Here is a 24,888-nt window from a genome sequence, read left to right as displayed (position 1 = left end):
GCGCAGCGACGAACCCGGAATCCATTTTTCCACACGCTCTGCCGCAAGATGGATTCCGGGTTCGCGCCCAAGAGGGCACGCCCCGGAATGACGGCACATTCTCAAGCGCCCGCCCGCGTGCTACACGCTACCCAGACCACCCAGCGAGCACCCGGTTTGGCGAAGGCAGCGGCAAAGCGAACTCTGAAATGGCAACGCGATCCCCAGGGAATGCGGCTGCGCATTCTCGAGGCGGCCAAGCAGGAGTTTTCCGCTCACGGCCTCGCCGGCGCGCGGGTCGACCGCATCGCCGCCAAGGCCGGCGCCAACAAGCGCATGCTGTATTATCACGTCGGCAACAAGGACGACCTTTACCTCGCGGTGCTGGAAGGCGCCTACGACAAGATCCGCAGCGAAGAGCGCGGGCTCGATCTCGAGCATCTCGATCCGCCCGAGGCCATCAGGCGGCTGATCGAGTTCACCTGGGGCTATTTCCTGCGCAATCCGGAATTCCTGTCGCTGCTCCAGACCGAGAACCTCGCGCGCGCCAAGCACCTGAAGCGCTCGACCAAGGTCAAGTCGATGCATTCGCCCTTCGTCGAGATGATCCGCACCGTGGTGCGGCGCGGCGTCGAGTCCGGCGATTTCCAGGTCGCGGTCGATCCGGTGCAGCTCTACATCTCGATCGCAGCGCTCAGCTTCTTCTATCTCTCCAACTCCGCGACGCTCGGCGTGATCTTCGGCCGCGACCTGCTGGCCAAGGACGCGAAGGATGAGCGCCTCGCCCACATGGTCGGCCTCGTGCTGGCCGCGCTGACGGGAAAGTCGGTGGCGCTGTTCGAGATCGCGAAAGCGCCGAAGTCGCGCGGCGCGGTGGCGCAGACGGTGTAGCCGAACACGCCGCTGTCATCGCCCGACCTTGATCGGGCGATCCAGTATTCCAGAGACGCCGATCGGATACGGAGAAGCCGCGCCGTACTGGATTCCCCGCTTTCGCGGAGAATGACACCGAGTGTGTGGCGCGACGATCCTGCCACACCACCCTCGATTGCCCTCCATGTGCCTTGCGAGGCTCGGAACCGCCACAAAACGTCACAGCGAACCCCCTAGACAGTATTTATCCAACGGGTTAATTTCTCCCCATAACGAACAAGACTGCCGGGAGTGAAAATTGGCCGAGCCGAAGCCACAGGGTGCGCTGTCCAAGTTGCTGAATGCGGCCTGGGTTCGGCCGTTTTTGTTCCTCGTCTTCATCGTCGTGGCCTGGGATCTCGCGATCCGGCTGTTCAGGATTCCCGCCTATCAGATCCCGGCGCCGGCCGACGTCGTCGCGGTGCTGCGCTCCGACTGGCCGGAACTGCTGCGTCAGTGCTGGCCGACGACCTACGCGACCGTCTGCGGCTTCCTGCTGTCGGCGCTGTTCGGCATTCCCGTGGCGATGCTGATCGCGGGCTCCAAGACGGTGGAGAGCTACGTCTATCCGCTGCTGGTGTTCTCCCAATCCGTGCCGAAGATCGCGATCGCGCCCTTGTTCGTCGTGTGGTTCGGCTTCGGCATCATTCCGAAGGTGATCTCCGCGTTCCTGCTCGGCTTCTTTCCCGTCGTGGTGTCGGCGGTGCAGGGCTTCAAGTCGGTCGACCCTGACATGGTCGATCTTGCGCGGGCCATGCAGGGCAGCCGCTTTCAGGTGTTTTGCGCGGTGAACCTCCCGCACGCGCTGCCGGCGATCTTCTCGGGCCTCAAGGTCTCGGTGACGCTTGCCGTGGTCGGCGCCGTCGTCGGCGAGTTCGTCGGCTCCAATTCCGGCATCGGCTACGTGATGCAGCGCTCGATCGGCACGTTCGACCTGCCGACGATGTTTGCGGCGCTCGTGATCCTGGCGCTGCTCGGCGTCATCCTGTTCTGGATCGTCGACCGGATCGAGAAGCTGATCATTCCCTGGCACGTCAGCCAGCGCGAAGAGGTGATCTTCGCAACTTAAACTCAAGCAACGGCCACCAACGGCCGAAACATAACGACGAGGGAGAGTGACGATGAAGCGGTGGATTGGGGCTGCATCTGTGGCGCTGATGGCGTTTGCGGTTTCGCCGGCGCAGGCGGCCGACAAGGTCGTGCTGATGCTCAACTGGTACGTCTACGGCGAGCACGCGCCGTTCTATTACGGCAAGGCCAAGGGCATCTATGCCACTGAGGGCATCGACCTCGAGATCCAGGAAGGCCGCGGCTCGGCCGCGACCACGCAGGCCGTTGCCGCCAAGACCGCCGATTTCGGCTATGTCGACGTTCCCACCATGATGCGCGCCGCGATCAAGGGCGCGCCCGTGATTGCGACCGGCGTGCTGCTTCAGACCTCGCCGATGTCCGCGATGGGTTTTGCCGACAAGAACATCAGGAAGCCCGAGGACATCAAGGGCAAGACGGTGGCGATCACGCCGGCCGATTCCATGACCCAGATCTGGCCGCTGTTCCTGAAGAAGACCGGCCTGAAGGAGAGCGACTTCCAGACCGTTGCCGGCGATGGTCAGACCAAGCTCAACGCCGTCATCAACGGCCAGGCTGATCTCCTGCTTGGCTACGTCATGGACCAGTCGATGAAGATCAAGGATGCCACCGGCAAGGACGTCTATCCGATCAAGTTCGCCGATTACGGCATCAACATGGTGTCCTCGGGCATCATCGCCAACACCGACTATGTGAAGGCCCATGCCGATCTCGTCCGCCGCTTCATGTCGGCGACGACCAAGGCGGTCGAAGCTGCCGAGAAGGAGCCGAAGGCGGCGGCGCAGTCGATCCTCGATGCAAATCCCAAGGGCGGCAAGATCGATACGCTGACGCAGGGGTTCGAGCTGACCATTCCGCTCTACCGGACCGCCGAGACCAAGGGCAAGCGACCGTTCCAGGTCACCAACCAGAACATGACCGACAGCGTCAACCTCATGGTCGAATATGGCGGGCTCGATGCCAAGGCCAAGGAGAATCCGAAGGCGTTCTACACGAATGACTATTTGCCGAAGAGTGGCACGTGAGCGTCTTCGTCATTCCGGGGCGGCGCGTCGCGCCGAACCCGGAATCCATTGTGCGTCGCGCTCTGCTGCGTGATGGATTCCGGGCTCACGACTTCGTCGCGCCCCGGAATGACCGTGCGTTTTCTCTTATGGGTTTGATCGGATGAACTCAGCAACGCGGACCAACGACACGGTGCAGCCGGCCGCGCATCTCAGGCTGGTGAGCGACCGGGCCGGTGACGATGCCTCGGGCATTCATCTGTCAGGCGTATCGAAGACCTACCGGACGCGCGACGGCGACGTGCCGTCGCTGCGGCCGCTCGACTTCCACATCAATGACGGTGAGTTCTTCGTCGTGGTCGGCCCGTCAGGTTGCGGCAAGTCCACGCTGCTCAAGCTGATCTCCGGCCTGCTGCCGCCGACATCGGGCGAGGTTCTGGTCGAAGGCGAGAAGGTGACCAAGCCGCATGGCAATGTCGGAATCGTGTTCCAGAACGCGCTGCTGCTGCCCTGGCGCAATATCCTCTCCAACGTGATGCTGCCGATCGACATGAAGCGGCTGCCGCGCGACGAATATCTCGCGCGAGCCAAGGCGCTGCTGAAACTGGTCGGGCTCGACGGGTTCGAGAAGAAGCTGCCCTGGCAGCTCTCCGGCGGCATGCAGCAACGCGCCTCGATCTGCCGCGCGCTGGTGCATGATCCCAAGATCATGCTGATGGACGAGCCGTTCGGCGCGCTCGACGCGTTGACGCGCGAACGGATGAATGTCGAGCTGATGCGGATCCAGCGCGAGACCAGGAAAACGGTCCTCTTGATCACGCATTCGATTCCGGAGGCCGTGTTCCTCGCCGACCGCGTGCTCGTGATGACCGAGCGGCCCGGCGCGATCGCCGCGATCTACGACGTGCCGCTGCCACGCCCGCGCTCGCTCGACGTGATGGCCGATCCCGTCTTCACCGAACTGGTGCAGCGCATCCGCAAGCACTTCTTCTCGCAAGGGACGTTGGATTAGGGCGATGATGTTTGCCCCGACAGCAACCGCACGAACGGTGCGCTCCCTCACCCGCCTGCGGGGGAGGGTTGGGGAGAGGGTGTCTCCACATTGGGATAATCCCCCAGAGGAAAGAACCCTCACCCGGCACCTCGTGCCGGCCTCTCCCGCAAGCAGGAGAGGCGAGGCGCCCGCGGCAACACCATTCGCATCAACTTCTCCTTGCTTCGTTGTAACACCATGCCCCCGCGCCTGAAGCTGCGAGATATCGCCTTCTTCGAACGTCCCGTGCATTTCGCGCGGCCGTTCCGCTTCGGCGCGGTGACGATCAACGCAACGCCGCAGCTGTTCGTGCGCGTCGAGATCGAGCTCGAGGGCAAGACCACAAACAAGGGCGCTGCGGTCGGTGCCAGCGCCGAGCTGCTGGTGCCGAAATGGTTCGACAAGCGGACGGAATTGTCGCCGGCGCAGACGGTCGATGATTTGCGGCGTTCGCTCCAGATCGCAAGCGGACTTTATCTGGCCCGGACCGGATTTCTGACGGCCTTCGATTTGCACGCCGCGTGCATCGGTTCTCAGGTCGCGACCTGTGCAAAGAAGAACATTCCGGCGCTTGCCGCGGCCTATGGCCCTGCAGAAATCGACAAGGCGATCCTCGATGCGCTCCTGCGCGGTGTTGAGGCGAATTTCTTTGATGGGATGGCCGCCAACATCGCCGGCATCGATGCGCGCCTGTCGCCCGACCTGAAAGACGCGGACCTCACGACCTTTCTCTCCGGCCGCAAGCCCCTGCCGCGCGTCGCCGTCAGGCATACCGTGGGACTTGAGGACGCCGTGGAAGGCGAGGGTGGTATTGCCGAAGCGGGTGCGAATTACTTCAAGCTGAAGCTGTCGGGCAATCCGGCCGCCGATGCGGCGCGGCTGGTGCGCATCGGCAAGGAGTTGGACACGCTGCGGCGCGAGTACAAGGTCACACTCGATGCCAACGAGCAATATGCCGACCTTGCCGCGCTGCAGGCCCTGACCGACCGGCTCGATCGCGAGCCCGCGCTGCGGTCGATCGCCTCGCGCCTGCTCTATATCGAGCAGCCGATGCCGCGCGATGTCACGAGGCAGTCGCCGCTCGGCTCGCTCGCCGCGCGCGGCTTCATCATCGACGAGGCCGACGATTCCTATGACGCCTTCCCTGCCGCGCGGGCGCTCGGCTATCACGGCATCTCCTCGAAATCCTGCAAGGGCCTCTACAAGTCCATCGTCAACGCGACGCGCGCGGCGAAATGGAGCGCGGCCGGTGAAAAGTTCTTCGTCACCGGCGAAGACCTCACCTGCCAGGCCGGCCTTGCCGTGCAGCAGGACCTCGCGCTCGGTGCTTTCCTCGGCGTCACCCACGCCGAGCGCAACGGCCACCATTATGTCGACGGCTTTGGCGACGCGCCCGCCGCCGAAGCTGCGGCCTTCGCCACCGCGCATCCCGATCTCTATGCCGGTAATGGGCAGGGCATTCGGCTCGACATCCACAACGGCGATCTCCTGACGGGATCGCTTCACACAGCGGGCTTCGCGACGGCGGTCCATCCGGACTGGTCGGCGCTTCGCGCCCTCGAACAGCCAAAATCACTTCAGGAGCATCTGGCATGACCACCCAACGCCTCGGCCTCATCATGAACGGCGTCACCGGCCGCATGGGGCTCAACCAGCATCTGATCCGCTCGATCGTCGCAATCCGCGACCAGGGAGGTGTCCGCCTGAAGAACGGCGATCGCGTCATGCCCGACCCGATCCTGGTCGGCCGCAGCGCCGAGAAGGTCGAGGCGCTCGCCCGGCGCTACAACATCACGCGCTGGACCACCGACCTCGACGCGGCGCTCGCCGACATCAACGACACCATGTTCTTCGATGCCGCGACCACACAGGCGCGGCCCGGCCTGCTGACCCAGGCCATCAACGCCGGCAAGCACGTCTATTGCGAGAAGCCGATCGCGACGAACTTCGAAGAGGCGCTCGAAGTCGTCAAGCTCGCCAATGCCAGGGGCGTCAAGCACGGCACGGTGCAGGACAAACTGTTCCTGCCGGGCCTGAAGAAGATCGCTTTCCTGCGCGACAGCGGCTTCTTCGGCCGCATCCTCTCGGTGCGTGGCGAGTTCGGCTATTGGGTGTTCGAGGGCGGATGGCAGGAGGCGCAGCGGCCATCCTGGAACTACCGCAGCGAGGACGGCGGCGGCATCATCCTGGATATGGTCTGCCATTGGCGCTACGTGCTCGACAACCTCTTCGGCAACGTCCAGAGTGTCGTCTGCATCGGCAACACCGACATTCCCGAGCGTTTCGACGAGCAGGGCAAGCCCTACAAGGCGACAGCGGATGATTCCGCCTACGCGACCTTCCAGCTCGAGGGCGGAATCATCGCCCACATCAACATGTCCTGGGTCACGCGCGTCTATCGCGACGATCTCGTCACCTTCCAGGTCGACGGCACCCATGGCTCGGCGGTTGCAGGCCTCACCGACTGCATGATCCAGGCCCGGCAGGCTACCCCGAGGCCGGTCTGGAATCCCGACGAGAAGCGGCTGCACGATTTCTATGGCGACTGGCAGAAGCTGCCCGACAACGTCTCCTACGACAACGGCTTCAAGGAGCAGTGGGAGATGTTCATCCGCCACGTCTGCGAGGATGCGCCGTACAAGTTCACGCTGCTCGAAGGCGCCAAGGGCGTGCAGCTCGCCGAATGCGCACTGAAAAGCTGGAAGGAGCGACGCTGGATCGACGTCGCCGCGATCAAGGCCTGAGGAGGGACATATGAACAAGCCCGTCCAGCCGATGTCATCCCTGTCGCTGAAGCTGCCCAAGGCCGATCGCTCGATCGAGACCTATCGGCTCGCGGCCTCGCGCACGTTCCCTGCAAAGCTCGAGGGACCACTGAACCGCATCGCCTTCTCGGCCGTGCATACGGTCGCCGATCCCTTCGCGGATAACGACCCCTGGCTTTCGGTCGCCGTCGACTGGGACAAGACCATCGCCTTCCGCGAGCACGTCTGGGATCTTGGCCTGGGTGTTGCCGAAGCCATGGACACCGCGCAGCGCGGCATGGGGCTGGACTGGCCGACCTCGCTGGAGCTGATCACCCGCTCGGTCGGCGCCGCCAAGCGCCGCAATGCGCTGGTGTTCTCCGGTGCCGGCACGGATCATCTTGCCGTGGAGGATGCCAGGAGTCTCGACGACGTGATCCGCGCCTATGAGGAGCAGATCTCCGCAGTCGAGAAGGTTGGCGGCCGCATCATCCTGATGGCGTCGCGCGCGCTGGCAAAGATTGGTCGCGGCGCCGACGACTACGCCAAGGTCTACAACCGCGTGCTGTCGGGGGTAGCGCAGCCCGTGATCATCCACTGGCTCGGCGACATGTTCGATCCTGCCCTGACGGGATATTGGGGCACCAGCAATCTCGACAAGGCGATGGGCGTTGCGGTGGCCATCATCAACAACAACGCCGCCAAGGTCGACGGCGTCAAGGTCTCGCTGCTCGACAAGCAGCGCGAGATCGACATGCGTCGTCGCCTCGACAAGCGCATCAAGATGTATACCGGCGACGATTTCAATTATGCGGAGCTGATCGCGGGCGACGAACAGGGCTTTTCGCACGCGCTGCTCGGCATCTTCGACGCGATCGCGCCGGCTGCGTCATACGCGCTGTCGCGGCTGGCGGCCGACGACGAGGCCGGCTTCCACGACGTGCTGGGGCCGACAGTGCCGCTGTCGCGCCACATCTTCAAGGCGCCGACGCGCTTCTACAAGACAGGCGTCGTCTTCATGGCCTATCTCAACGGTCACCAGGACCATTTCACCATGGTCGGCGGGCAGGAGAGTGCGCGCTCGATGCTGCATCTGGCCGAGCTGTTCCGCCTCGCCGATCAGGCCGGCCTGCTCGCCAATCCCGAACTGGCGACGCGGCGGATGAAAACCGTGCTGGCCTCACACGGACTGGAAGATTGATGCGCGATTTTTCGTCCGACCATCACTGGCTTTCGCTGAACACGGCGACTGTCCGCAAGCAGGGCGATCTGCTTCAGATCATCGATGCCTGTGCCAGGCATGGCATCCGCGCCATCGATCCCTGGCGCGACCAGGTCGCCTCGGTCGGCCTCGATCGTGCCGCGCGCGCCGTGCGTGATGCCGGTCTCGAGCTCTCAGGCTATTGCCGCGGCGGCATGTTCACGTCGGACTCATCGCGCCGGGGGGACGTGCGTGACGACAATCGGCGCTGCGTGGATGAGGCCAAGGCGCTGGGCGCGCCCTGCATCGTGCTCGTCGTCGGTGGTCTGCCGCAATATTCGCGGCCCGGCAGCGAGGCGTCCAAGGACATCGTGGCGGCGCGCCGGCAGGTCGAGGAAGCCCTTGCCGAGATGCTCGACTACGCCAAACAGGCAAACCTGCCGCTGGCGATCGAGCCGCTGCATCCGGCCTATGCGGCCGATCGCGCCTGCGTGAACACGACGAAGCAGGCGCTCGACATCTGCGACCGGCTCGACCCCGATCGCAGCGGCATGCTCGGCGTCGCGCTCGATGTCTATCACATCTGGTGGGACCCCGAGCTGATGGAGCAGATCGCGCGCGCCGGCAAGGATCGCCTGCTCGCGTTCCATGTCTGTGATTGGCTGGTGCCGACCAAGGACATCCTCAACGACCGCGGCATGATGGGCGACGGCGTCATCGACATCAAACCGGTGCGCGCCGCCGTCGAGGCACAGGGCTATGGTGGCTTTTCGGAGATCGAAATTTTCTCCAACGATTGGTGGAGCAAGCCCATGGACGAGGTGCTGCGCACCTGCATCGAGCGGCACAAGACGGTGGTCTAGCCATCCTGCCGGGTGATCGCGCCTGCCGCGCTGATTTGCCCTTGATGTCAAATGGTTCGGCGGATCCACAAGGTCTGTTACGCCATCCCATGTTCTACTGTGCATGGGGTTGTTTTCGAGTTTTGGGTCAGCGGAGGCTTAGGAGTCCTGCCTGCGATGCTCGATCTCGAGCGTGACCAGCCGCGCCAGCAACGTCGCCGGATAGAGCTGGCCGAAAATCGCTTCCATGTTGCACAGGCTGCGCGCGACGGGGTGCAGCGGTGCGACGTCGCCATATCCGGTCGTGGTCATGGTCGCGAAGCTGAAATAGATGACGTCGCTTGCGAGCCTCGGACTATCCTCCACCTTCATGCTGACGAACGCAGCCGGATCGAGCGAGCCGATGAACACGTAAAGCGCGGAGAAGATCACGGCGACCGTCAGATAGAGCAGTATCGCGCCGATCACGCGATGATAGGTCACGCGCCCCGGTGCAAAGGTCTGGCGCGCCACCGCCCAGGCCATGGTCGTTCCCACGATGAACCACGAGCCGGCAAACAGATTGAGGTCGAGGATCGACGGCGACCTGATCCTCAGGATCGCGCCTGTTACGATCATGACGAGCGCGATCAGCATGCCCGCGACAGCGACCGGGCTGCCTGAGATCACGAAGATGCCGACGACCAGCAGCAGCGCCAGCACGAGCTCGGACACCTGGAATGCAAACAGCCCCAGCGCCTGCAGTGGCGAGATCACGAACATCATGATCACCAGCAGAACCGTCAGCACCGTGAGGGCGGGATCGGCCCAGCGTTCGCGCAATTGATCGATCTTCATGACGCCTCAGCCGATCGAGCAGTGGACGCTCAGGAAGCCGCGAAATCGCACCCGCCCGCCGCGCACCGGCTGGCCGGCCACGGCATAGTTCGGGAAGCGCGCCAGGAAACGCGAGATCGCAATCGCGCCTTCGAGCCGCGCCAGTGCCATGCCCGCGCATTGATGCGCGCCGGTGGCGAACGCAAGATGCCGGTTCGGCGTGCGCGCGACGTCGAAGCGTTCAGGATCGGCAAACTGTGCGGGGTCGCGGTTGGCGGCGCCGATGCACAGCGTCACCGACGTGCCCGCCTCGAGCATGACGCCGCCAAGCTCGACCGGCTCGGTCGTCATGCGGTTGCCGAGCTGGTTCGAGCTTTCGTAGCGAAGGATCTCCTCGACGGCGGTCTTGATCAGGTCGGGATTGTCGATCAGCCGCTGCTTCTGGTCCGGGTTTCGATGCAGCGCGACGAGGCCGTTGCCGATCAGATTGGTCGTGGTCTCGTGGCCGGCGTTGAGCAGGAAGATGCAATTGTGCAGCAGCTCCTTCTCGGTCAGCCGCTCGCCGTTCTCCTCGCCGTTGCCTTCTCCCTGGATCAGGCGCGTCAGCACGTCGCGATCGGGATTGCCCGGCTTCCGGCGCCGGCGCGCGACCAGCGTTTCGAGATAGGCCAGGAAGTCCGTCACCGCCTTGTTGCCGCGCGCGGCGACCTCGGCCGATACGACCGGCTCGAGCGCCCCAAGGATCGCCAGCGACCAGTCGCGCAGCGGCGCGCGTTCGTCGTGGGGCACGTCGAGCAGATTGCCGATCACCTCGATCGGGATCGAGGCGGCAAAGTCTTCGATCAGCTCGCAATGCCCCTTGGCGGCGATGGCATCGAGCAGGCTGTCGACCAGCCTGATGAGATCGCCCTCCATGCCGGCGATCGCACGCGGCGACAGCGCGCCCATGATCAGGCGCCGCACGCGGGTGTGGGCGGGCGGATCGTTGAAGACGAGGCTCGTGGTGTGGTGCTCGTAGAGCGGCGTGTCGCCGTATTTCGGCGCGAACTCGCGTTTCTTGTCCGAGCTGAACGACTTTGTGTTCTTGTAGGTGGTGACGAGGTCGTCGTAGCGCGTCAGGAACACGGTGCCGCTTGCAAGGCGCTTGACCGGCTCGTTCTCCCGCAGTGCACGATAAGTCGGGTAGGGATCGTCGTAGAATTCGCTCGTCAGCTTCGCCAGATCGAAATTGGCCGCCAATTCTTTCGCACTTGCGTTCATCCGCCATACTCGCCTGATGAGACCGATATGCCGTTTTCGCTCTTTCGAGCCGTGCGCATCACCGTCTACAGTCTCGCCGTGATTTGCTAGCCGACCGGACAGAAAAATGCACGCCCGCGCTGATGCTGCCGACACGACGGCGCCGACATGGCCCGACGACATTTTCGCGACCTTGCAACGCTTCGACGTCCGGCAGGTCCCTTACGTGCCCGACGCCGGCCATTCGAAGCTGATCCAGCGTGTGCTGGCTTCATCCACGATGCGCGGCATTCCGCTGACGACCGAGCAGGAGGGCGTGGCGCTGCTCGCCGGCGCCTGGACCGGCGGCCAGCGCGGCGTGCTGCTGATGCAGTCGAGCGGCGTCGGCAATTGCATCAACATGCTGTCGCTGATCCCGATCCTGCGCTTTCCGTTCCTCACGCTCGTGACCATGCGCGGCGAGTGGGGCGAGTTCAATCCGTGGCAGGTGCCGATGGGTTCGACCACGCAGGGCGTGCTCGAGCTTTCGGGCATCAAGGTGCTGCGTGCCTCGAACGCAGCTGAGGTGCCGGCCGTGTTGGAGGCGGCAGCTGCCCAGGCCTACAACGCGCTCACGCCCACTGCCGTCCTGCTGTCGCAACGCCTGATCGGCGCCAAGGTTTTCACCAAATGAGCAAGGCCAATCTCCTCGACCGCCGCCAGGTGGTCTCCGCGCTGCTGGCTGATCGCAAGGACGTGGTCGCGATCGGGGGCCTCGGAGCCTCCACCAACGACATCACCGCGGCCGGCGATCACGCCCGCAACTTCTATCTCTGGGGCGGCATGGGCGGCGCTGCGATGATAGGGCTGGGGCTCGCGCTGGCGCAGCCAAAGTTGCCGGTGCTGGTCATCACCGGCGACGGCGAGATGCTGATGGGCATGGGCAGCCTTGCCACCATCGGCCTGCAGAAGCCGTCCAATCTCTCAATCGTGGTGCTCGACAACGAGGCCTATGGCGAGACCGGCGGCCAGACCAGCCACACCTCGGCCGCGGCCGACCTCGTCGGCGTTGCCAGGGCCTGCGGTATCGCCGATAGCCGGGCCATCTCGACCATGGCTGAGGTGGAAGCCTTCGCCAAAGCCGTCCACGACCTGTCGGCGGGACCGCGCTTTGCCAATGTGAAGATCGACAGCGCCAACGTCGAGCGGATCCTGCCGAGCCGGGACGGGACGTTTATCGTCAACCGGATCCGGGGCGACCTCGGTTTCCGGCCGATCTGACGCCGGTCCCTGATCTGGCCCCCGCGGGTGACGTTTCTCCCCGCGGAGGTAGAGTGTGACCAATTTCCAACAGGTTCCCACCCATCTAGGTTGCGTCGCACCATTTGGCTTGACTTTTGCGTGGGTGAGTGCTTACTCACTACCATGAGCACATTGCGTATGACGAGCGACCTGAGGCGTCAATTGATCCTCGGAGCCGCAAAGCGCTGCTTTGCCCGACACGGGTATAACGGCACCACGACCAAGAGCGTGGCGGCAGCTGCTGCCATTTCCGAGGCATTGCTGTTCAAGCATTTTCCTTCCAAGGCGGCGCTCTATGCCGAAATCCTCAGCGACGAGTGCGAGGCGGACCCGGCGCTGACAGAACTGCTCGAGCGGGAGCCGTCGACTGCCACCCTGGTCGAGCTGATCCGCGGCATGGTCCAGCATTTCCTGCTGATCGCCGACGGTCCGGACCAGGAAGAGGCCCAGCGCCTGCGGCTGATGGTTACCAGTCATCTGGATGACGGCGAGTTCGCCCGTTTGCTATATGCCAAGATCGAGACGCTGATCGGCGCGGTCTTTGTCGCCTCGCTCGAACGCGCCGTCGCTGCCGGGGATGCGCGAGCCTGTGGTAGCGAACCGCTCAACCTGTTCTGGTTTGCGCATCACACGGTGATGACCGCCGCGCTGACCAGGCTGCCCTCGGTGCATTGTCTCGCCTATGGCGGGGCGAACGATCTGGAGCGGCAGCTCTGTGAATTTCTCCTGAGAGGCATCGGACTTAACGACGCCGCAATTGCTTCGCATCTGGGCCACGAATTGGCCCCGGGTGCGGACAAGACGGCGATTGCAGAGAGTGCATGACATGAACATCGTAGCCGAACACAAGATTTCGGGCGAACCGATCGACAGCAAGGCCCCCAAGCGTCCGGTTCGGCCGGTGCTCTGGTTCATCATCGTCGGCACGCTGCTGGGCGCGCTCGTCGGAGGGCTCGTCTGGTTCAATTATTTCCGTGGCCAGATGATCAAGCAGTTCTTCGCCAACAACAAGCCGCCGCCGACTTTGGTCAGCGCGGCCGAAGCGAAGTCCGAGGTGGTGCCGAATCTGCTGACCGCGGTCGGCGGCCTCGCCGCCGTGCACCAGGTCGACGTCACCGCCGACGTCAATGGACGGGTCACCGAGATCAAGTTCCAGCCGGGCATGCACGTCGAGGCCGGCATGCCGCTGGTGCAGCTGTTCGACGGACCGGACCAGGGCGACCTCGCCAACTACAAGGCGCAGGCGACCGGCGCACAGCTGGCGCTCGACCGCGCCAAGCAATTGGCGGCGCGCCAGTTCGGTCCGCAGTCGACCGTCGATGCCGCTCAGGCGACCTATGACCAGGCCATGGCCGGCATTGCCAAGACCGAAGCACTGATCTCGCAGAAGCTGGTGCGCGCGCCGTTCTCCGGCGATCTCGGTGTCCGCAAGGTCGAGGTCGGACAATACCTCACCGCCGGCACCGCGATCGTTTCGCTGACCGATCTGTCGGAGCTGTGGGCCAACTTCACGGTGACGGAAAAGGACTCGGGCAACCTCAAGGTTGGCCAGTCGGTTCGGCTGAAGGTCGACGCTTATCCGGGCCGCACCTTCGACGGCAAGATCACCACGATCGAGCCTCAGATCGCCACCGACACCCGCAACATTCGCGTGCAGGCTACGGTCGCCAACCCCGAGAAGATCCTGAAGCCCGGCATGTTCGTGACCACCACGGTGGTGCTGCCGGACAAGCCGGCCGTGATCACCGTTCCGGAAACGGCCGTCGACTACACGCTGTACGGCGACTCCGTCTTCATGATCACCGAGAAGAAGGAAGAGGACGGCAAGACGACGCTGAGTGCGGTGCGCACGTTCGTGCAGACCGGCAATCGGGTCAACGGCCGCGTCGAAATCATCAAGGGTGTGAAGGCGGGCGACAAGGTCGTTGCCGTCGGCCAGCTCAAGCTCCAATCGGGCGCTGCCGTTGCGATTTCGACCGATCCCGCCCCACAGATCCCGGCGAACCCGCCGCGCTACTGACAATACACTCACGTGATCCGGCTCGGCCGGATCACGTTTCTTGAGACAAGCGAAATCGAGATCGCCGCGATGGCCTTTACTGATATTTTCATCAAGCGCCCGGTTCTGTCGGTCGTTGTCAGCCTGCTGATCCTGCTGATCGGCCTGCGCGCCGCGATGGTGCTGCCGATCCGGCAGTATCCGAAGCTGTCGAACACGGTCATCAACATCACGACCGTCTATCCCGGCGCGTCCGCGGACCTGATCCAGGGCTTCATCACGACGCCGATCGAGCAGGCGGTCGCCTCGGCCGAAGGCGTTGATTACATGACCTCGTCCTCGGTGCTCGGCACCTCGACGATTCAGGTCTACATCAAGCTGAACTTCGATCCGAACCAGGCGCTCACCGAGGTGCTGGCCAAGACGAACTCGGTCAAATATCTGATCCCGAAGGAGTCGAACGACCCGATCGTCACCAAGACCACAGGCCAGACCACGGCCGTGATGTATCTCGGCTTCTCCTCGGAGGAGCTGTCGGGCTCGGCGATCTCGGATTATCTGACGCGCGTCGTGCAGCCGGTGCTGTCCACCGTCGACGGCGTCGCCTCGGCCGACATTCTCGGTGGCCAGACCTTTGCGATGCGGCTCTGGCTCGACCCCGTGAAGATGGCAGGCCGCAGCGTGTCGCCGGCCGATGTCGCGGCCGCGATTCAGGCCAACAACTTCCAGTCCGCGGCGGGCCAGACCAAGGGCTATCTCATCGTTTCCAACATCTCGACGAATACCAGTCTGACCGACGTCAACCAGTTCAGGAAGATGATCGTGAAGGCCAAGGACGGTGGCTTCGTCCGGATGGAGGATATCGCCACGGTCGAGCTCGCGGCGCAGAGCACCGACGCGAGCGTCGCCTTCAACGGCGAGCATGCGATCTTCATTGGTGTGAACGCGACGCCGCAGGGCAATCCGCTGACCCTGGTCAAGGGCGTGCGGGCATTGTTCCCCGAGCTCGAGCGCAACCTGCCGCCGTCGATGAAGATGAAGGTCGCCTACGACTCGACCAAGTTCATTCAATCCTCGATCAACGAGGTGGAGAAGACGCTGGGCGAAGCCGTGATCATCGTGATCGTGGTGATCTTCCTGTTCCTGGCCTCGCTGCGTTCGGTCATCATTCCCGTCGTCACCATCCCGTTGTCGATGATCGGCGTCTGTACCCTGATGCTGGCGCTGGGATTCAGCTTCAACCTGCTGACCTTGCTCGCGATGGTGCTCGCGATCGGTCTCGTGGTCGACGATGCCATCGTGGTGGTGGAGAACATCCATCGACATCTCGAAGAGGGAAAGACTCCGGTGCAGTCGGCGCTCGAAGGCGCGCGCGAGATCGTCGGTCCCGTCGTGTCGATGACCATCACGCTTGCGGCGGTGTATGCCCCGATTGGCTTCCTCAGCGGTCTCACCGGTTCGCTGTTCCGGGAATTCGCCTTCACGCTCGCGGGCTCGGTGATCGTGTCAGGCGTGATCGCGCTGACCCTGTCGCCGATGATGTGCTCGGTGCTGCTCAAGAACACCGAAGAGGGCCGCTTCGCCAAGCTGGTCAACAACGTGTTCGGTGCTGTGACGCGCTGGTATGGCCGCAGGCTGGACCGGTCGCTCGATTACAAGTTGATTACTGGCCTGTTCGCAGTCACGATTCTCGGACTCGTCGGCTTTCTCTACATGCACACCTCGAAGGAGCTGGCACCTGAGGAGGACCAGGGCATCGTATTCGCGGTGACCAAGGCGCCGAAATACGCCAACATCGACTATGTCGATTTCTACGGCGACAAGCTCGACAAGAAGTTTCAAAGCTTCCCCGAGACCGATCTGCGCTTCGTGCTGAACGGCATCAACGGCCCGCAGGGCGGTATCGCCGGCATGCTGCTCAAACCATGGGAAGAGCGTAAGCGCTCGTCCATCGCGTTGAAGCCGCTGGTCCAGGCCGAGCTCTCCAAGATCGAGGGCGTGCAGGCGTTCGCGTTCAACCTGCCGCCGCTGCCGGGTGGCCCGGGCGGTCTGCCGGTGCAGATGGTCATCAATTCCACCGCGAGCTACCAGACCGTCTTCGAGCAGATGGAGAAGCTGAAGGACGCGGCGCGCAAGAGCGGCATGTTCATCGTCTCCGACAGCGACCTCGCTTTCAACCAGCCGAGCGTTGAAGTCACGATCGACCGTAACAAGGCGCAGGATCTCGGCGTCAACATGCAGAACCTCGGCTCTACCCTCGCGGTTCTGCTCGGTGGCAACTACATCAACCGCTTCAATCTCCAGGGCCGCTCCTACCAAGTGATCCCGCAGGTGCCTCGCGCCGACAGGCTGTCGCCGGAGTCGCTCGGCGGCTACTACGTGACGACCAACACCGGCCAGCAGCTGCCGCTATCGACCGTGGTCTCGATCAAGACCAGGACCGACCCGAACTCGCTGACGCACTACAATCAGCTCAACTCGGCGACCTTCTCGGCCGTGCCGATGCCCGGCGTGACCGTCGGCGCCGCGGTGGACTTCCTCGAGGGCGAGGCCAAGAAGCTGCCGCAGGGCTTCAGCCACGACTATCTCGCGGATTCCAGGCAGTATGTGCAGGAAGGCAACCAGCTCGCGATCACCTTCGGTTTCGCGCTGATCATCATCTTCCTGGTGCTGGCGGCCCAGTTCGAGAGCTTGCGTGACCCGCTGGTGATCATGATCTCGGTTCCGATGGCGATTGTCGGTGCGTTGATCCCGCTGTTCTTCGGCGTGGCGACCATGAACATCTACACTCAGGTCGGTCTACTCACGCTGGTCGGCCTGATCACCAAGCACGGCATCCTGATGGTGGAATTCGCCAACGAGCTGCAGGTGAATGAACGGCTGGATCGCCGCTCGGCCATCGAAATGTCGGCCCGCATCCGCCTGCGGCCGATTTTGATGACGACGGCTGCGATGGTGACCGGTCTGATCCCGCTGCTGACTGCGACCGGCGCCGGCGCGGCCAGCCGCTTCTCGATTGGCCTTGTGGTCGTCGCCGGCATGTCGATCGGCACGTTGTTCACCCTGTTCGTCCTGCCCGCAGTTTATGTCGTGCTGGCGACCGACCATCGTGCAGCCGCCGATTCCGAGCGTAACAAGCAAGTCCACGAGCTCGACCTCAACGCCAAGGCGCTACGGCCGACCTGACCAATGCTCCATGAGCGTGCGAAGCGGCAACAGCCATCGCTGTTGCCGCTTTTTTTTGTCGTGCAGAATCCCATATTATGATGGCTGGAGCGCCGCGAATGTGCGCTCGAGGCGAGGCGTCGGATGAAGAGGCGTGAATTTTTGGCGGTGCTGGGCGGGGCGGCATTGGTGCGGCCGGACATGGCGTCAGCCGATACGCCCGGCCGCACCTATCGTCTCGGCACCGTCGCGCCGATCGCGCCTATTACGGCGGAGAGCCCCGGCGGCAAGATCCTGGTCAAGGTGCTTGCAGAGCGGGGGTTCAAGCTTGGCCAGAACCTGACCTTTGAGGCGCGGGGCGCGCTGGGCGATGTCGCGATGCTGCCGTCGCTGATGTCAGAACTAAAGGCCAAGAACGTCGACGTCGTCGTCATCATTGGCTATCCGACGGCGATGGCCGCCAAGGCGGCCGGCATCGCGACCGTTGCGGCCAGCGGTGTCGGCGATCCCGTCGAAACCGGGCTGATCGAGAGCCTGGCGCATCCGGGCGGCAAGATCACCGGGATTTCGGATGTCGCGGCGACGCTCAGCGCCAAGCGGCTGTCGCTGCTCAAGGAGCTGTCGCCAAAGTTGACCAAGGTCGCGATGCTCTGGAACAAGGACGACCTTGGCATGACCATGCGCTATCAGGCGTCCGCCAAGGCAGCCCAGGCGCTTGGGCTGACCGTGCAGGCGCTCGGCGTGCGCGAGCCTGACGATTTCGACGAAGCGTTCTCGGTGATGAACAACGATTTGCCTGACGGCATCCTGATGGTGGCGGATGCGCTGACCATTCTCAACCGTGAGCGCGTGTTCGAGTTCGCCGCCGTCCGGAAGCTGCCGGCGATCTACGAGTTCGACCAGTTCGCCCGCGACGGCGGTCTGATGTCCTATGGCGCCGATTCCTCGGAGTCCTTCGAGCGGGCGGCCGCCCTGGTCGCCCGCATTTTCAACGGAGCCGATCCCGGCGATCTGCCATTCGAGCTGCCGACCCGCTATCCTCTGGTGATCAATCTGAAGACGGCCAGGGCCACCGGCCTTGAAATTCCCCCGACCTTGCTTGCACTTGCCGACGAGGTCATCGAGTAACCCGGCACGCCGTAGTAAGAGACAAGGTCCGGCCTTCTTGCTAGGCTCGGGAAAATGAGCCTTTCCGTGCATCCCGACACCCCGCAGACCAGAACCCTGCCGAGCGCGGCCGGGAGCGGCGCCGCGCCCGCCGAGGCGGGGCGGGGGATCAGGACCCGCCTGTTCACCAAATATGTCGCGCTGTTCGTGGCTGTAGTCGCCGTCGCCCTGCTGGCCAATGGCCTGTTCGAGGTCTTCTTCTACTACAGGGAACACAAGGCCGCGCTGATCCGGGTCCAGCACGAGCAGGCTGAGGCGGCCGCCGCCAAGATCAGCCAATTCGTGAAGGAGATCGAGAGCCAGCTCGGCTGGACCACGCAGCTACCGTGGTCTGCCGGTTCGATCGAGCCGCGCCGGTTCGACGCGCTGCGGCTGCTGCGCCAGGTGCCCGCGATCACCGAGCTCGCCCAGGTGGATTCGACCGGCAAGGAGCGCCTGCGCGTCTCGCGGCTGGCGATGGACTCGATCGACAGCGGCATCGATTTGTCGAGCGATCCCAAGTTTACTGAAGCCGTGGCGCACAAGGTCTATTACGGGCCGGTCTATTTTCGTCGCGAGTCCGAGCCCTATATGACGCTGGCGCTGGCCGGGGCAAGGAAGGATGCCGGGGTCAGCATCGCGGAAGTCAACCTCAAGCTGATCTGGGATGTCGTCTCACAGATCAAGGTCGGCCAGCACGGGCACGCCTATGTGGTCGGCCCCGAAGGGCGGCTGATCGCGCATCCCGACATCAGCCTGGTGCTGCGCAACACCGACATGTCCGGCCTGGCACAGGTACGCGCGGCGCAGGCCGGCGGTGGCGTCATGCCCGATGCGCTCCAGGAAGCGGTCAACATCCAGGGCCAGAAGGTTCTGACCGCGTCGGCCCCGATCGAGCCGCTGCACTGGACCATGTTCGTCGAGCTGCCGGTCGAGGAGGCCTATGCCTCGCTCTACGCCTCGTTGCAGCGGCTCGCGATCGTGCTGCTCGCCGCATCGATCTTTGCGGTGCTCGCGGGAATTTTCCTGGCGCGCCGCATGGTCGGCCCGATCCAGGCACTGCGCAGCGGCGCCGAGCGAATCGGCGGCGGCGATTTCTCCCAGCGCATCTCGATCAAGACCGGCGACGAGCTGGAAGGGCTCGCGGACCAGTTCAACGACATGGGCTCGCGCTTGCAGGAATCCTACGCAGACCTCGAAAACAAGGTCGAGCAACGGACGATGGAACTGCGCGAGTCGCTGCTGCATCAGACGGCCACCTCCGATGTGCTGCAGGTTATCAGCCGCTCGCCAGGCGATCTCGATCCCGTGTTCCGCACCATCCTGGAGCGAGCGACCCGCATCTGCGACGCCGAGTTCGGCAATCTGTTCCTGGCCGAGGACGGCGGCTTCCGCTGCGTGTCGACCACCAACCTGCCGCCCGCTTTCATCGCCAGTTTCGAGCGCACGCCGGTCATTTTCCCGCCGCCGATCGACCCGCTGGGCCGGGTCATAGCGACGCGCAAGTACGTCCATGTTGAGGATGTGACGCGTGAGCCGGCCTACCTCACCGGTTTTCCGCCGATCGTGGAACTGGCCGAGCTCGGCGGCGCCCGCACCATTCTGCTGGTGCCGATGCTTAGGGACAACGATCTCGATGGAGTGGTCGCGATTTTCCGGCAGGATGTGCGCCTGTTCACGGACAAGCAAGTCGACCTCGTAACGAGCTTCGCCAGTCAGGCGGTCATCGCGATCCAGAATGCGCGGCTGCTGAGCGAACTGCGCGAACGCACTGACGACCTGAGCGAAGCGTTGCAGCAGCAGACCGCGACGGCAGACGTGCTCAAGGTCATCAGCCGTTCCGCGTTCGATCTGCAAACCGTACTCGACACGCTGGTGGGGTCGGCTGCCCGCTTGTGTGATGCCGATGAAGGAACGATCTTCCGGCCCCGCGACGGCGCCTTTTATCTGGCAGCGAGCTGCGGTCTCGACGCGGAACAGGAGAACAAGCTTCGGACATTTTCTTCCGTGCCGGAGCGCGGAAGCGTCGTCGGACGCACCTTGCTCGATTGCAAGACGGTCCATGTTCCCGATGTACAGGCGGATCCGGAATATGCGCCTTCGTCCGCGCGCAGACGCGCTAACGTGCGTACGATGCTAGGTGTCCCCCTGCTGCGGGAGGGGGCGCCCATCGGCGTCTTTGTCTTGACGCGGCATGTCGTGCGTCCCTTCAGCGAAAAGCAGATCGAGCTGGCAACGACATTCGCAGACCAGGCCCTGATTGCGATTGAGAACGTACGCTTGTTCGACGAAGTCCAGGAACGGACCAGGGAGCTGTCGCAATCCCTCGACGATCTGCGCGCCGCTCAAGGCCGCCTGATCCAGACCGAGAAGCTCGCGTCCCTCGGCCAGCTCACCGCCGGGATCGCCCATGAGATCAAGAACCCGCTCAACTTCGTCAATAACTTTTCTTCGGTCTCGACCGAGCTGATCGACGAGCTCAACGAGATCCTGCAAACGGCTTCTCTCGACGACAAGACGAAGGAAGAGATCGGCGAGCTGACCAGCATGCTCAAGGGCAATCTCGAGAAGGTGGTGCAGCACGGCAAGCGCGCTGATTCCATCGTCAGGAACATGCTGCTGCATTCGCGCGAAGGCTCCGGCGAGCACCGCCCGGCGGACATCAACGCGATCGTGGAGGAGAGCCTCAATCTGGCCTATCACGGCGCGCGCGCCGAGAAACCCAACTTCAACGTCACGCTCAAGCGCGATCTCGACCCCGCAGCAGGCATGGTCGATGTTTACCCGCAGGAAATCACCCGCGTTTTCCTCAATCTGGTCTCGAACGGCTTCTATGCGGCGACCAAGCACAAGGACAGTGCTGCCGACGGCTTCGAGCCGACCTTGAGCGCAGCGACGAAAAATCTCGGCGATAGGGTCGAGATCCGGATCCGGGACAATGGCACGGGCATTCCGCAAGAGGTGAAGGAGAAGATGTTCAACCCGTTCTTCACCACCAAGCCGGCCGGCGAGGGAACCGGGCTTGGCCTGTCCATGAGCCACGACATCGTCGTCAAGCAACACGGCGGCACGATCGACGTAAACACCACACCCGGTGTCTTCACCGAATTCATCATCACCCTACCGCGCGCAATGGCGGCAGGCGGCACTTCCGGAGGCAAGACGTGAACGTTTACATCCTGGTCGTCGATGACGAGCCCGATGTCGAGGCGCTGTTCCGGCAGCAATTCCGGCGCGACTTGCGTGCCGGCCGTTTCCAGATGGAATTCGCACCCTCTGCGCCCGATGCGCTGAAGCGTGCCGCCGAGGTGCGCGATCCCTCGCTGATCCTGATCTTGTCTGATATCAACATGCCCGGCATGAGTGGGCTCGACATGCTGCCGAAAGTGCGCGCCGAGCATCCGCACGTTCCCGTGATCATGATCACTGCCTATGGCGATGCCGAGACATATCGCAAGGCGATAGAGCGTGGCGCCACCGGTCTCCTCACCAAGCCGATCGATTTCGCCTTGCTGCGCCAGCAGATCGACACGAGGCTCGAGCAGGCGGCATGACCCCGACAATCCTCTTCGTCGACGATGAGCCCGATCTCGAGGCGCTGATCCTGCAAAAATTCCGCAGGAAGATCCGTGACGGGCTCGTCGCCATCATATTTGCGCGCGACGGTCTGGAGGCGCTGGAGTCGCTCGAGCAAAATCCGCATGTCGACATGGTTGTCTCGGACATCAACATGCCCAGGATGGACGGGCTGTCGCTCCTGCAGAAGCTGCAGGAAGCCGAGGAGAAGAAGTCGACCATCATCGTCTCGGCCTATGGCGACATGAGCAATATCCGTACCGCCATGAACCGCGGCGCGTTCGATTTTCTCACCAAGCCGATCGACTTCACCGACCTCGAAACCACGATCGAGAAGACCCTTCGCCACATCGAGATGCTGCGCGAAGTGCGACGCCGACAGGCGGAGGCCGAGCGGGCCCACGCCGCGCTGTCGCGCCATTTCTCGCCCGAGCTGGCCAAGCGTCTGGCGGCAGGCAGCGATGGCGAGGGCATTGAGGTGCAATGGCGCGATGTCGCCGTCATATTCACTGATATCACCGGCTTCACATCGCTGGTCGAGAGCGCCGCGCCGGAGACACTGGGCGCGCTCCTCAACGAATATGTCGGTGGCATGACCGACGTGATCTTCTCGCATGAGGGGACGGTGGCCAAGATCATCGGCGATGCGATCCACGTGCTGTTCAATGCGCCCGGCGATCAGCCCGACTATGCGACGCGCGCGGTCGCCTGCGCGCACGATCTCGACCGTTGGGCGCAGGAGTTTTGCGTGCGTCAGAAGGCCAGGGGCGTGAACTTCGGCACAACCCGTATCGGCATTCACGCAGGGGCCGCGCTGGTCGGCAATTTCGGCGGCAATCGCTTCTTCGACTACACTGCCTATGGGGACACGATCAACATCGCGGCGCGGCTGGAGGCCGCCAACAAGCAGCTCGGCACCCGCATCTGTGTCAGCTCCGGTGTCGCCGAGGCGGCTGCGAATTTTCAAGGGCGCCCGGTGGGTGATCTGATGCTCCGCGGACGCAGCGAACCGCTGCGCGCATTCGAGCCGCTGCCACAGGACAAGTTTGATGCGCCCGCGACAGCACAATATTCCGAGGCGTTTGCCAGGATGGAGGCGGGTGATGCCGCGGCGATGCCGGCCTTCGCCGCGCTGGTCGGGATGCACGCCGACGATCCGCTCGCCGGCTTTCACTTGAGACGCCTGCTCAACGGCGCAAAAGGCATTCGCATCCAACTGGATTAGGGCTCGACATGACGCGTGAATTTTCCGCCGGAAATTACCGGTTCATTCCCTCCGTATTCCAGTATTCGGCGGGCGCGGCTGCCGTTGACGGCTACGAGATCGAGCGCGTCAGGTTCGATCGCCTGGTCCCGCTGGCCGATGGATTTGCGCTGGCTGCAGACTACATCCGGTCGCAAGGGCGTCCGCTGACGGCCTTCTGCGCCTGCGAGCTGCGCTCGCCGGCGGCCTTCAGCGAAGAAGGCTTTCGCGCGTTCAACCTGCACTATGTGAAGACGCTGTCGGAGTGGGGCATTTTCGACGGCAGCACCAATCCGGTGGCGCGTAGCAATGTATGCCCCGAGATCGATCCGCCCGCGGAGCCGTCGTTCTACGCGTTCTCGTTCACGCGCCCCACGAATTCGAAGGCGCCATCCTTCGTGATCGCCGGTGGCGCCGAGGCACGCGAGGGCAGCGGCACCTATGTCGAGCGCACCGTGCGCTACCGAGACCTGAGCCCGGACGGCCTGCGCGAGAAGGTCCGTTTCACCACGACCTCGCAGATGGAGAACCGGATGACGGCGTTCGGATTCGGCTGGAAGGACACCACCGGCGTGCAGGCCTATTCCGTGCACGACTTCCATCACGCGCTGGTCGACGAGCTGGTTCGGCGCGGCGCGCTGCGCTCGGGGCTCACCTGGCACTTCGCGCGGCCGCCGGTGGTCGATCTCGAATATGAGATGGATTGCCGGCGCGTGATGCGCGAGGTGGTGATCTAACGCTGGCGTGGGTCCAGCGCATCGCGCAGGCCGTCGCCAAGCAGGTTCAGCGACAGCACCACGAGGAAGATCGCCAGACCCGGCCAGATCGCCATCCAGGGCGCCTGGGTCAAGAAGCGTTGCGCCGCATTGAGCATGCTGCCCCAGGAGGGCGACGGCGGCTGCTGGCCGAGCCCAAGGAACGACAAGGCGGCTTCCGCGATGATGGCTGCGGCGATCGACAAGGTCGCCTGGACCAGCAGCGCGGGCAGGATGTTCGGCAGGATGTGCGAGACCGCGATCCGCCAGGGTGGATTGCCGAGCGCACGAGCCGCCTCGACATAATCCTCGGCCTTCACGCTCAACACCTGGCCGCGCGTGAGGCGGATGAAGACTGGCGTTGCCGAGATGCCGATCGCGATCATGGCATTGCCGAGGCTTGGCCCGAGAAACGCGGCCAGCGCAATGGCCAGGATCAGGAACGGACAGGCGAGCATCGCATCGGTGATCCGGCTGATCAGCGCATCGACGAATCCGCCGCGATAGCCGGCGAGGAGGCCAAGCGGCACGCCGATGCCCAGCGCGATCGCAACCGAGATCAAGCCGGCCAACAGCGAGGCGCGCGCGCCATAGATCACGCGGCTCAGGATGTCGCGGCCGAGCTCGTCGGTGCCGAACCAGTGCGCCCCAGTGGGCGCCTTGCGCACCAGGCTCCAGCTCGTTGCGATGGGATCATAAGGCACGATAAGGGGCGCCAGCAGTGCGAGCAGGATGAAAGCCGTGAGGACCGCGAGGCCCGCAACCGCCGCCTTGCGCTTGAACAGGCGACGCCGCGCCCGGCGTGCCGGGCTGTCCAACTCTTCGGCTTGTACAAGATGGGCCGGCAAGGCGGCGTCGGTCATG

At 63.7% G+C, this 24,888-nt stretch carries 21 protein-coding genes; 18 read left to right on the top strand and 3 right to left on the bottom strand.

All coding sequences use genetic code 11. The features are described 5' to 3' along the window. The first annotated feature begins 210 nt into the window (after positions 1-210). The 8 genes from XH91_RS24930 to XH91_RS24895 all read left to right on the top strand — a co-directional run bounded on the left by XH91_RS24930 (position 211) and on the right by XH91_RS24895 (position 8,825). Positions 211-870, top strand: a complete 660-nt coding sequence (locus XH91_RS24930; protein ID WP_164933785.1) for a TetR/AcrR family transcriptional regulator — start codon at positions 211-213, stop codon at positions 868-870. A 280-nt stretch (positions 871-1,150) separates the two neighbouring features. Then, on the top strand, positions 1,151-1,960 hold the full coding sequence (locus tag XH91_RS24925; protein WP_128953039.1) for an ABC transporter permease: 810 nt from the start codon (positions 1,151-1,153) through the stop codon (positions 1,958-1,960). 52 nt (positions 1,961-2,012) lie between these two features. Next, positions 2,013-3,005 carry an ABC transporter substrate-binding protein gene (locus tag XH91_RS24920; RefSeq protein WP_164933784.1) on the top strand — a complete coding sequence of 331 codons (993 nt, stop codon included), beginning with the start codon at positions 2,013-2,015 and terminating at the stop codon, positions 3,003-3,005. Positions 3,006-3,147: 142 nt separating this feature from the next. Then, positions 3,148-3,996, top strand: coding sequence for an ABC transporter ATP-binding protein (locus XH91_RS24915; RefSeq protein WP_128953037.1), 849 nt, complete (start codon positions 3,148-3,150; stop codon positions 3,994-3,996). Between the two features lie 219 nt (positions 3,997-4,215). Then, on the top strand, positions 4,216-5,613 hold the full coding sequence (locus tag XH91_RS24910; protein ID WP_128953036.1) for an enolase-like domain-containing protein: 1,398 nt from the start codon (positions 4,216-4,218) through the stop codon (positions 5,611-5,613). After that, the gene (locus XH91_RS24905) at positions 5,610-6,761 is read left to right on the top strand and encodes a Gfo/Idh/MocA family protein (protein WP_128953035.1); all 1,152 of its coding nucleotides are present in this window, start codon (positions 5,610-5,612) and stop codon (positions 6,759-6,761) included. The genes XH91_RS24910 and XH91_RS24905 overlap by 4 nt, the downstream gene beginning before the upstream one ends. A 10-nt stretch (positions 6,762-6,771) precedes the next feature. Then, entirely contained in the window at positions 6,772-7,962 is a 1,191-nt protein-coding gene (locus XH91_RS24900) for a dihydrodipicolinate synthase family protein (protein ID WP_128953034.1), read from the top strand. Then, positions 7,962-8,825 (top strand): sugar phosphate isomerase/epimerase family protein, encoded by an 864-nt coding sequence (locus XH91_RS24895; RefSeq protein ID WP_128953033.1) that lies wholly within the window; start codon positions 7,962-7,964, stop codon positions 8,823-8,825. Before XH91_RS24900 ends, XH91_RS24895 begins: the two co-directional genes overlap by 1 nt. Before the next feature lie 138 nt (positions 8,826-8,963). On the opposite strand, the gene XH91_RS24890 is transcribed toward XH91_RS24895, so the two are convergent. Both XH91_RS24890 and XH91_RS24885 read right to left on the bottom strand, forming a co-directional pair. After that, positions 8,964-9,641 carry a potassium channel family protein gene (locus tag XH91_RS24890; RefSeq protein WP_128953032.1) on the bottom strand — a complete coding sequence of 226 codons (678 nt, stop codon included), beginning with the start codon at positions 9,639-9,641 and terminating at the stop codon, positions 8,964-8,966. A gap of 6 nt (positions 9,642-9,647) precedes the next feature. Next, positions 9,648-10,880, bottom strand: coding sequence for a cytochrome P450 (locus XH91_RS24885; RefSeq protein ID WP_128953031.1), 1,233 nt, complete (start codon positions 10,878-10,880; stop codon positions 9,648-9,650). Between the two features lie 106 nt (positions 10,881-10,986). Between XH91_RS24885 and XH91_RS24880 the strand changes: the two genes are divergently transcribed. The 10 genes from XH91_RS24880 (at position 10,987) to cnbZ (ending at position 24,006) form a co-directional block, all read left to right on the top strand. Next, on the top strand, positions 10,987-11,532 hold the full coding sequence (locus XH91_RS24880; RefSeq protein ID WP_128953030.1) for a phosphonopyruvate decarboxylase: 546 nt from the start codon (positions 10,987-10,989) through the stop codon (positions 11,530-11,532). Next, entirely contained in the window at positions 11,529-12,119 is a 591-nt protein-coding gene (locus XH91_RS24875; protein WP_128953029.1) for a thiamine pyrophosphate-dependent enzyme, read from the top strand. The genes XH91_RS24880 and XH91_RS24875 overlap by 4 nt, the downstream gene beginning before the upstream one ends. Before the next feature lie 144 nt (positions 12,120-12,263). Next, positions 12,264-12,965, top strand: coding sequence for a TetR/AcrR family transcriptional regulator (locus tag XH91_RS24870; protein ID WP_128954983.1), 702 nt, complete (start codon positions 12,264-12,266; stop codon positions 12,963-12,965). Position 12,966: 1 nt separating this feature from the next. Beyond that, on the top strand, positions 12,967-14,160 hold the full coding sequence (locus XH91_RS24865) for an efflux RND transporter periplasmic adaptor subunit (protein WP_128953028.1): 1,194 nt from the start codon (positions 12,967-12,969) through the stop codon (positions 14,158-14,160). 69 nt (positions 14,161-14,229) lie between these two features. Beyond that, positions 14,230-17,325: a MexW/MexI family multidrug efflux RND transporter permease subunit gene (locus XH91_RS24860; RefSeq protein WP_128953027.1), complete on the top strand. Its 3,096-nt coding sequence runs from the start codon at positions 14,230-14,232 to the stop codon at positions 17,323-17,325. 123 nt (positions 17,326-17,448) lie between these two features. After that, complete coding sequence (locus tag XH91_RS24855; protein ID WP_128953026.1) at positions 17,449-18,432, top strand: ABC transporter substrate-binding protein; 984 nt, start codon at positions 17,449-17,451, stop codon at positions 18,430-18,432. Positions 18,433-18,486: 54 nt separating this feature from the next. Then, positions 18,487-21,618 carry a GAF domain-containing protein gene (locus XH91_RS24850; protein WP_128953025.1) on the top strand — a complete coding sequence of 1,044 codons (3,132 nt, stop codon included), beginning with the start codon at positions 18,487-18,489 and terminating at the stop codon, positions 21,616-21,618. After that, the gene (locus tag XH91_RS24845; RefSeq protein ID WP_128953024.1) at positions 21,615-22,004 is read left to right on the top strand and encodes a response regulator; all 390 of its coding nucleotides are present in this window, start codon (positions 21,615-21,617) and stop codon (positions 22,002-22,004) included. The genes XH91_RS24850 and XH91_RS24845 overlap by 4 nt, the downstream gene beginning before the upstream one ends. After that, entirely contained in the window at positions 22,001-23,251 is a 1,251-nt protein-coding gene (locus XH91_RS24840) for an adenylate/guanylate cyclase domain-containing protein (protein WP_128953023.1), read from the top strand. The genes XH91_RS24845 and XH91_RS24840 overlap by 4 nt, the downstream gene beginning before the upstream one ends. Positions 23,252-23,259: 8 nt before the next feature. Continuing rightward, positions 23,260-24,006 (top strand): 2-amino-5-chloromuconate deaminase CnbZ, encoded by a 747-nt coding sequence (gene cnbZ / locus XH91_RS24835; protein WP_128953022.1) that lies wholly within the window; start codon positions 23,260-23,262, stop codon positions 24,004-24,006. Here the strand turns inward: cnbZ and XH91_RS24830 are convergent. Continuing rightward, positions 24,003-24,887, bottom strand: coding sequence for an ABC transporter permease (locus XH91_RS24830; protein WP_128953021.1), 885 nt, complete (start codon positions 24,885-24,887; stop codon positions 24,003-24,005). The genes cnbZ and XH91_RS24830 overlap by 4 nt on opposite strands. Between the last annotated feature and the right edge of the window lies 1 nt (position 24,888).

The organism is Bradyrhizobium guangzhouense (assembly GCF_004114955.1).
GTDB classification, from domain to species: Bacteria; Pseudomonadota; Alphaproteobacteria; order Rhizobiales; family Xanthobacteraceae; genus Bradyrhizobium; species Bradyrhizobium guangzhouense.
The sequence above is the reverse complement of the archived record's forward strand: the minus strand, read 5'-3'. Positions and strand labels throughout refer to the sequence as shown.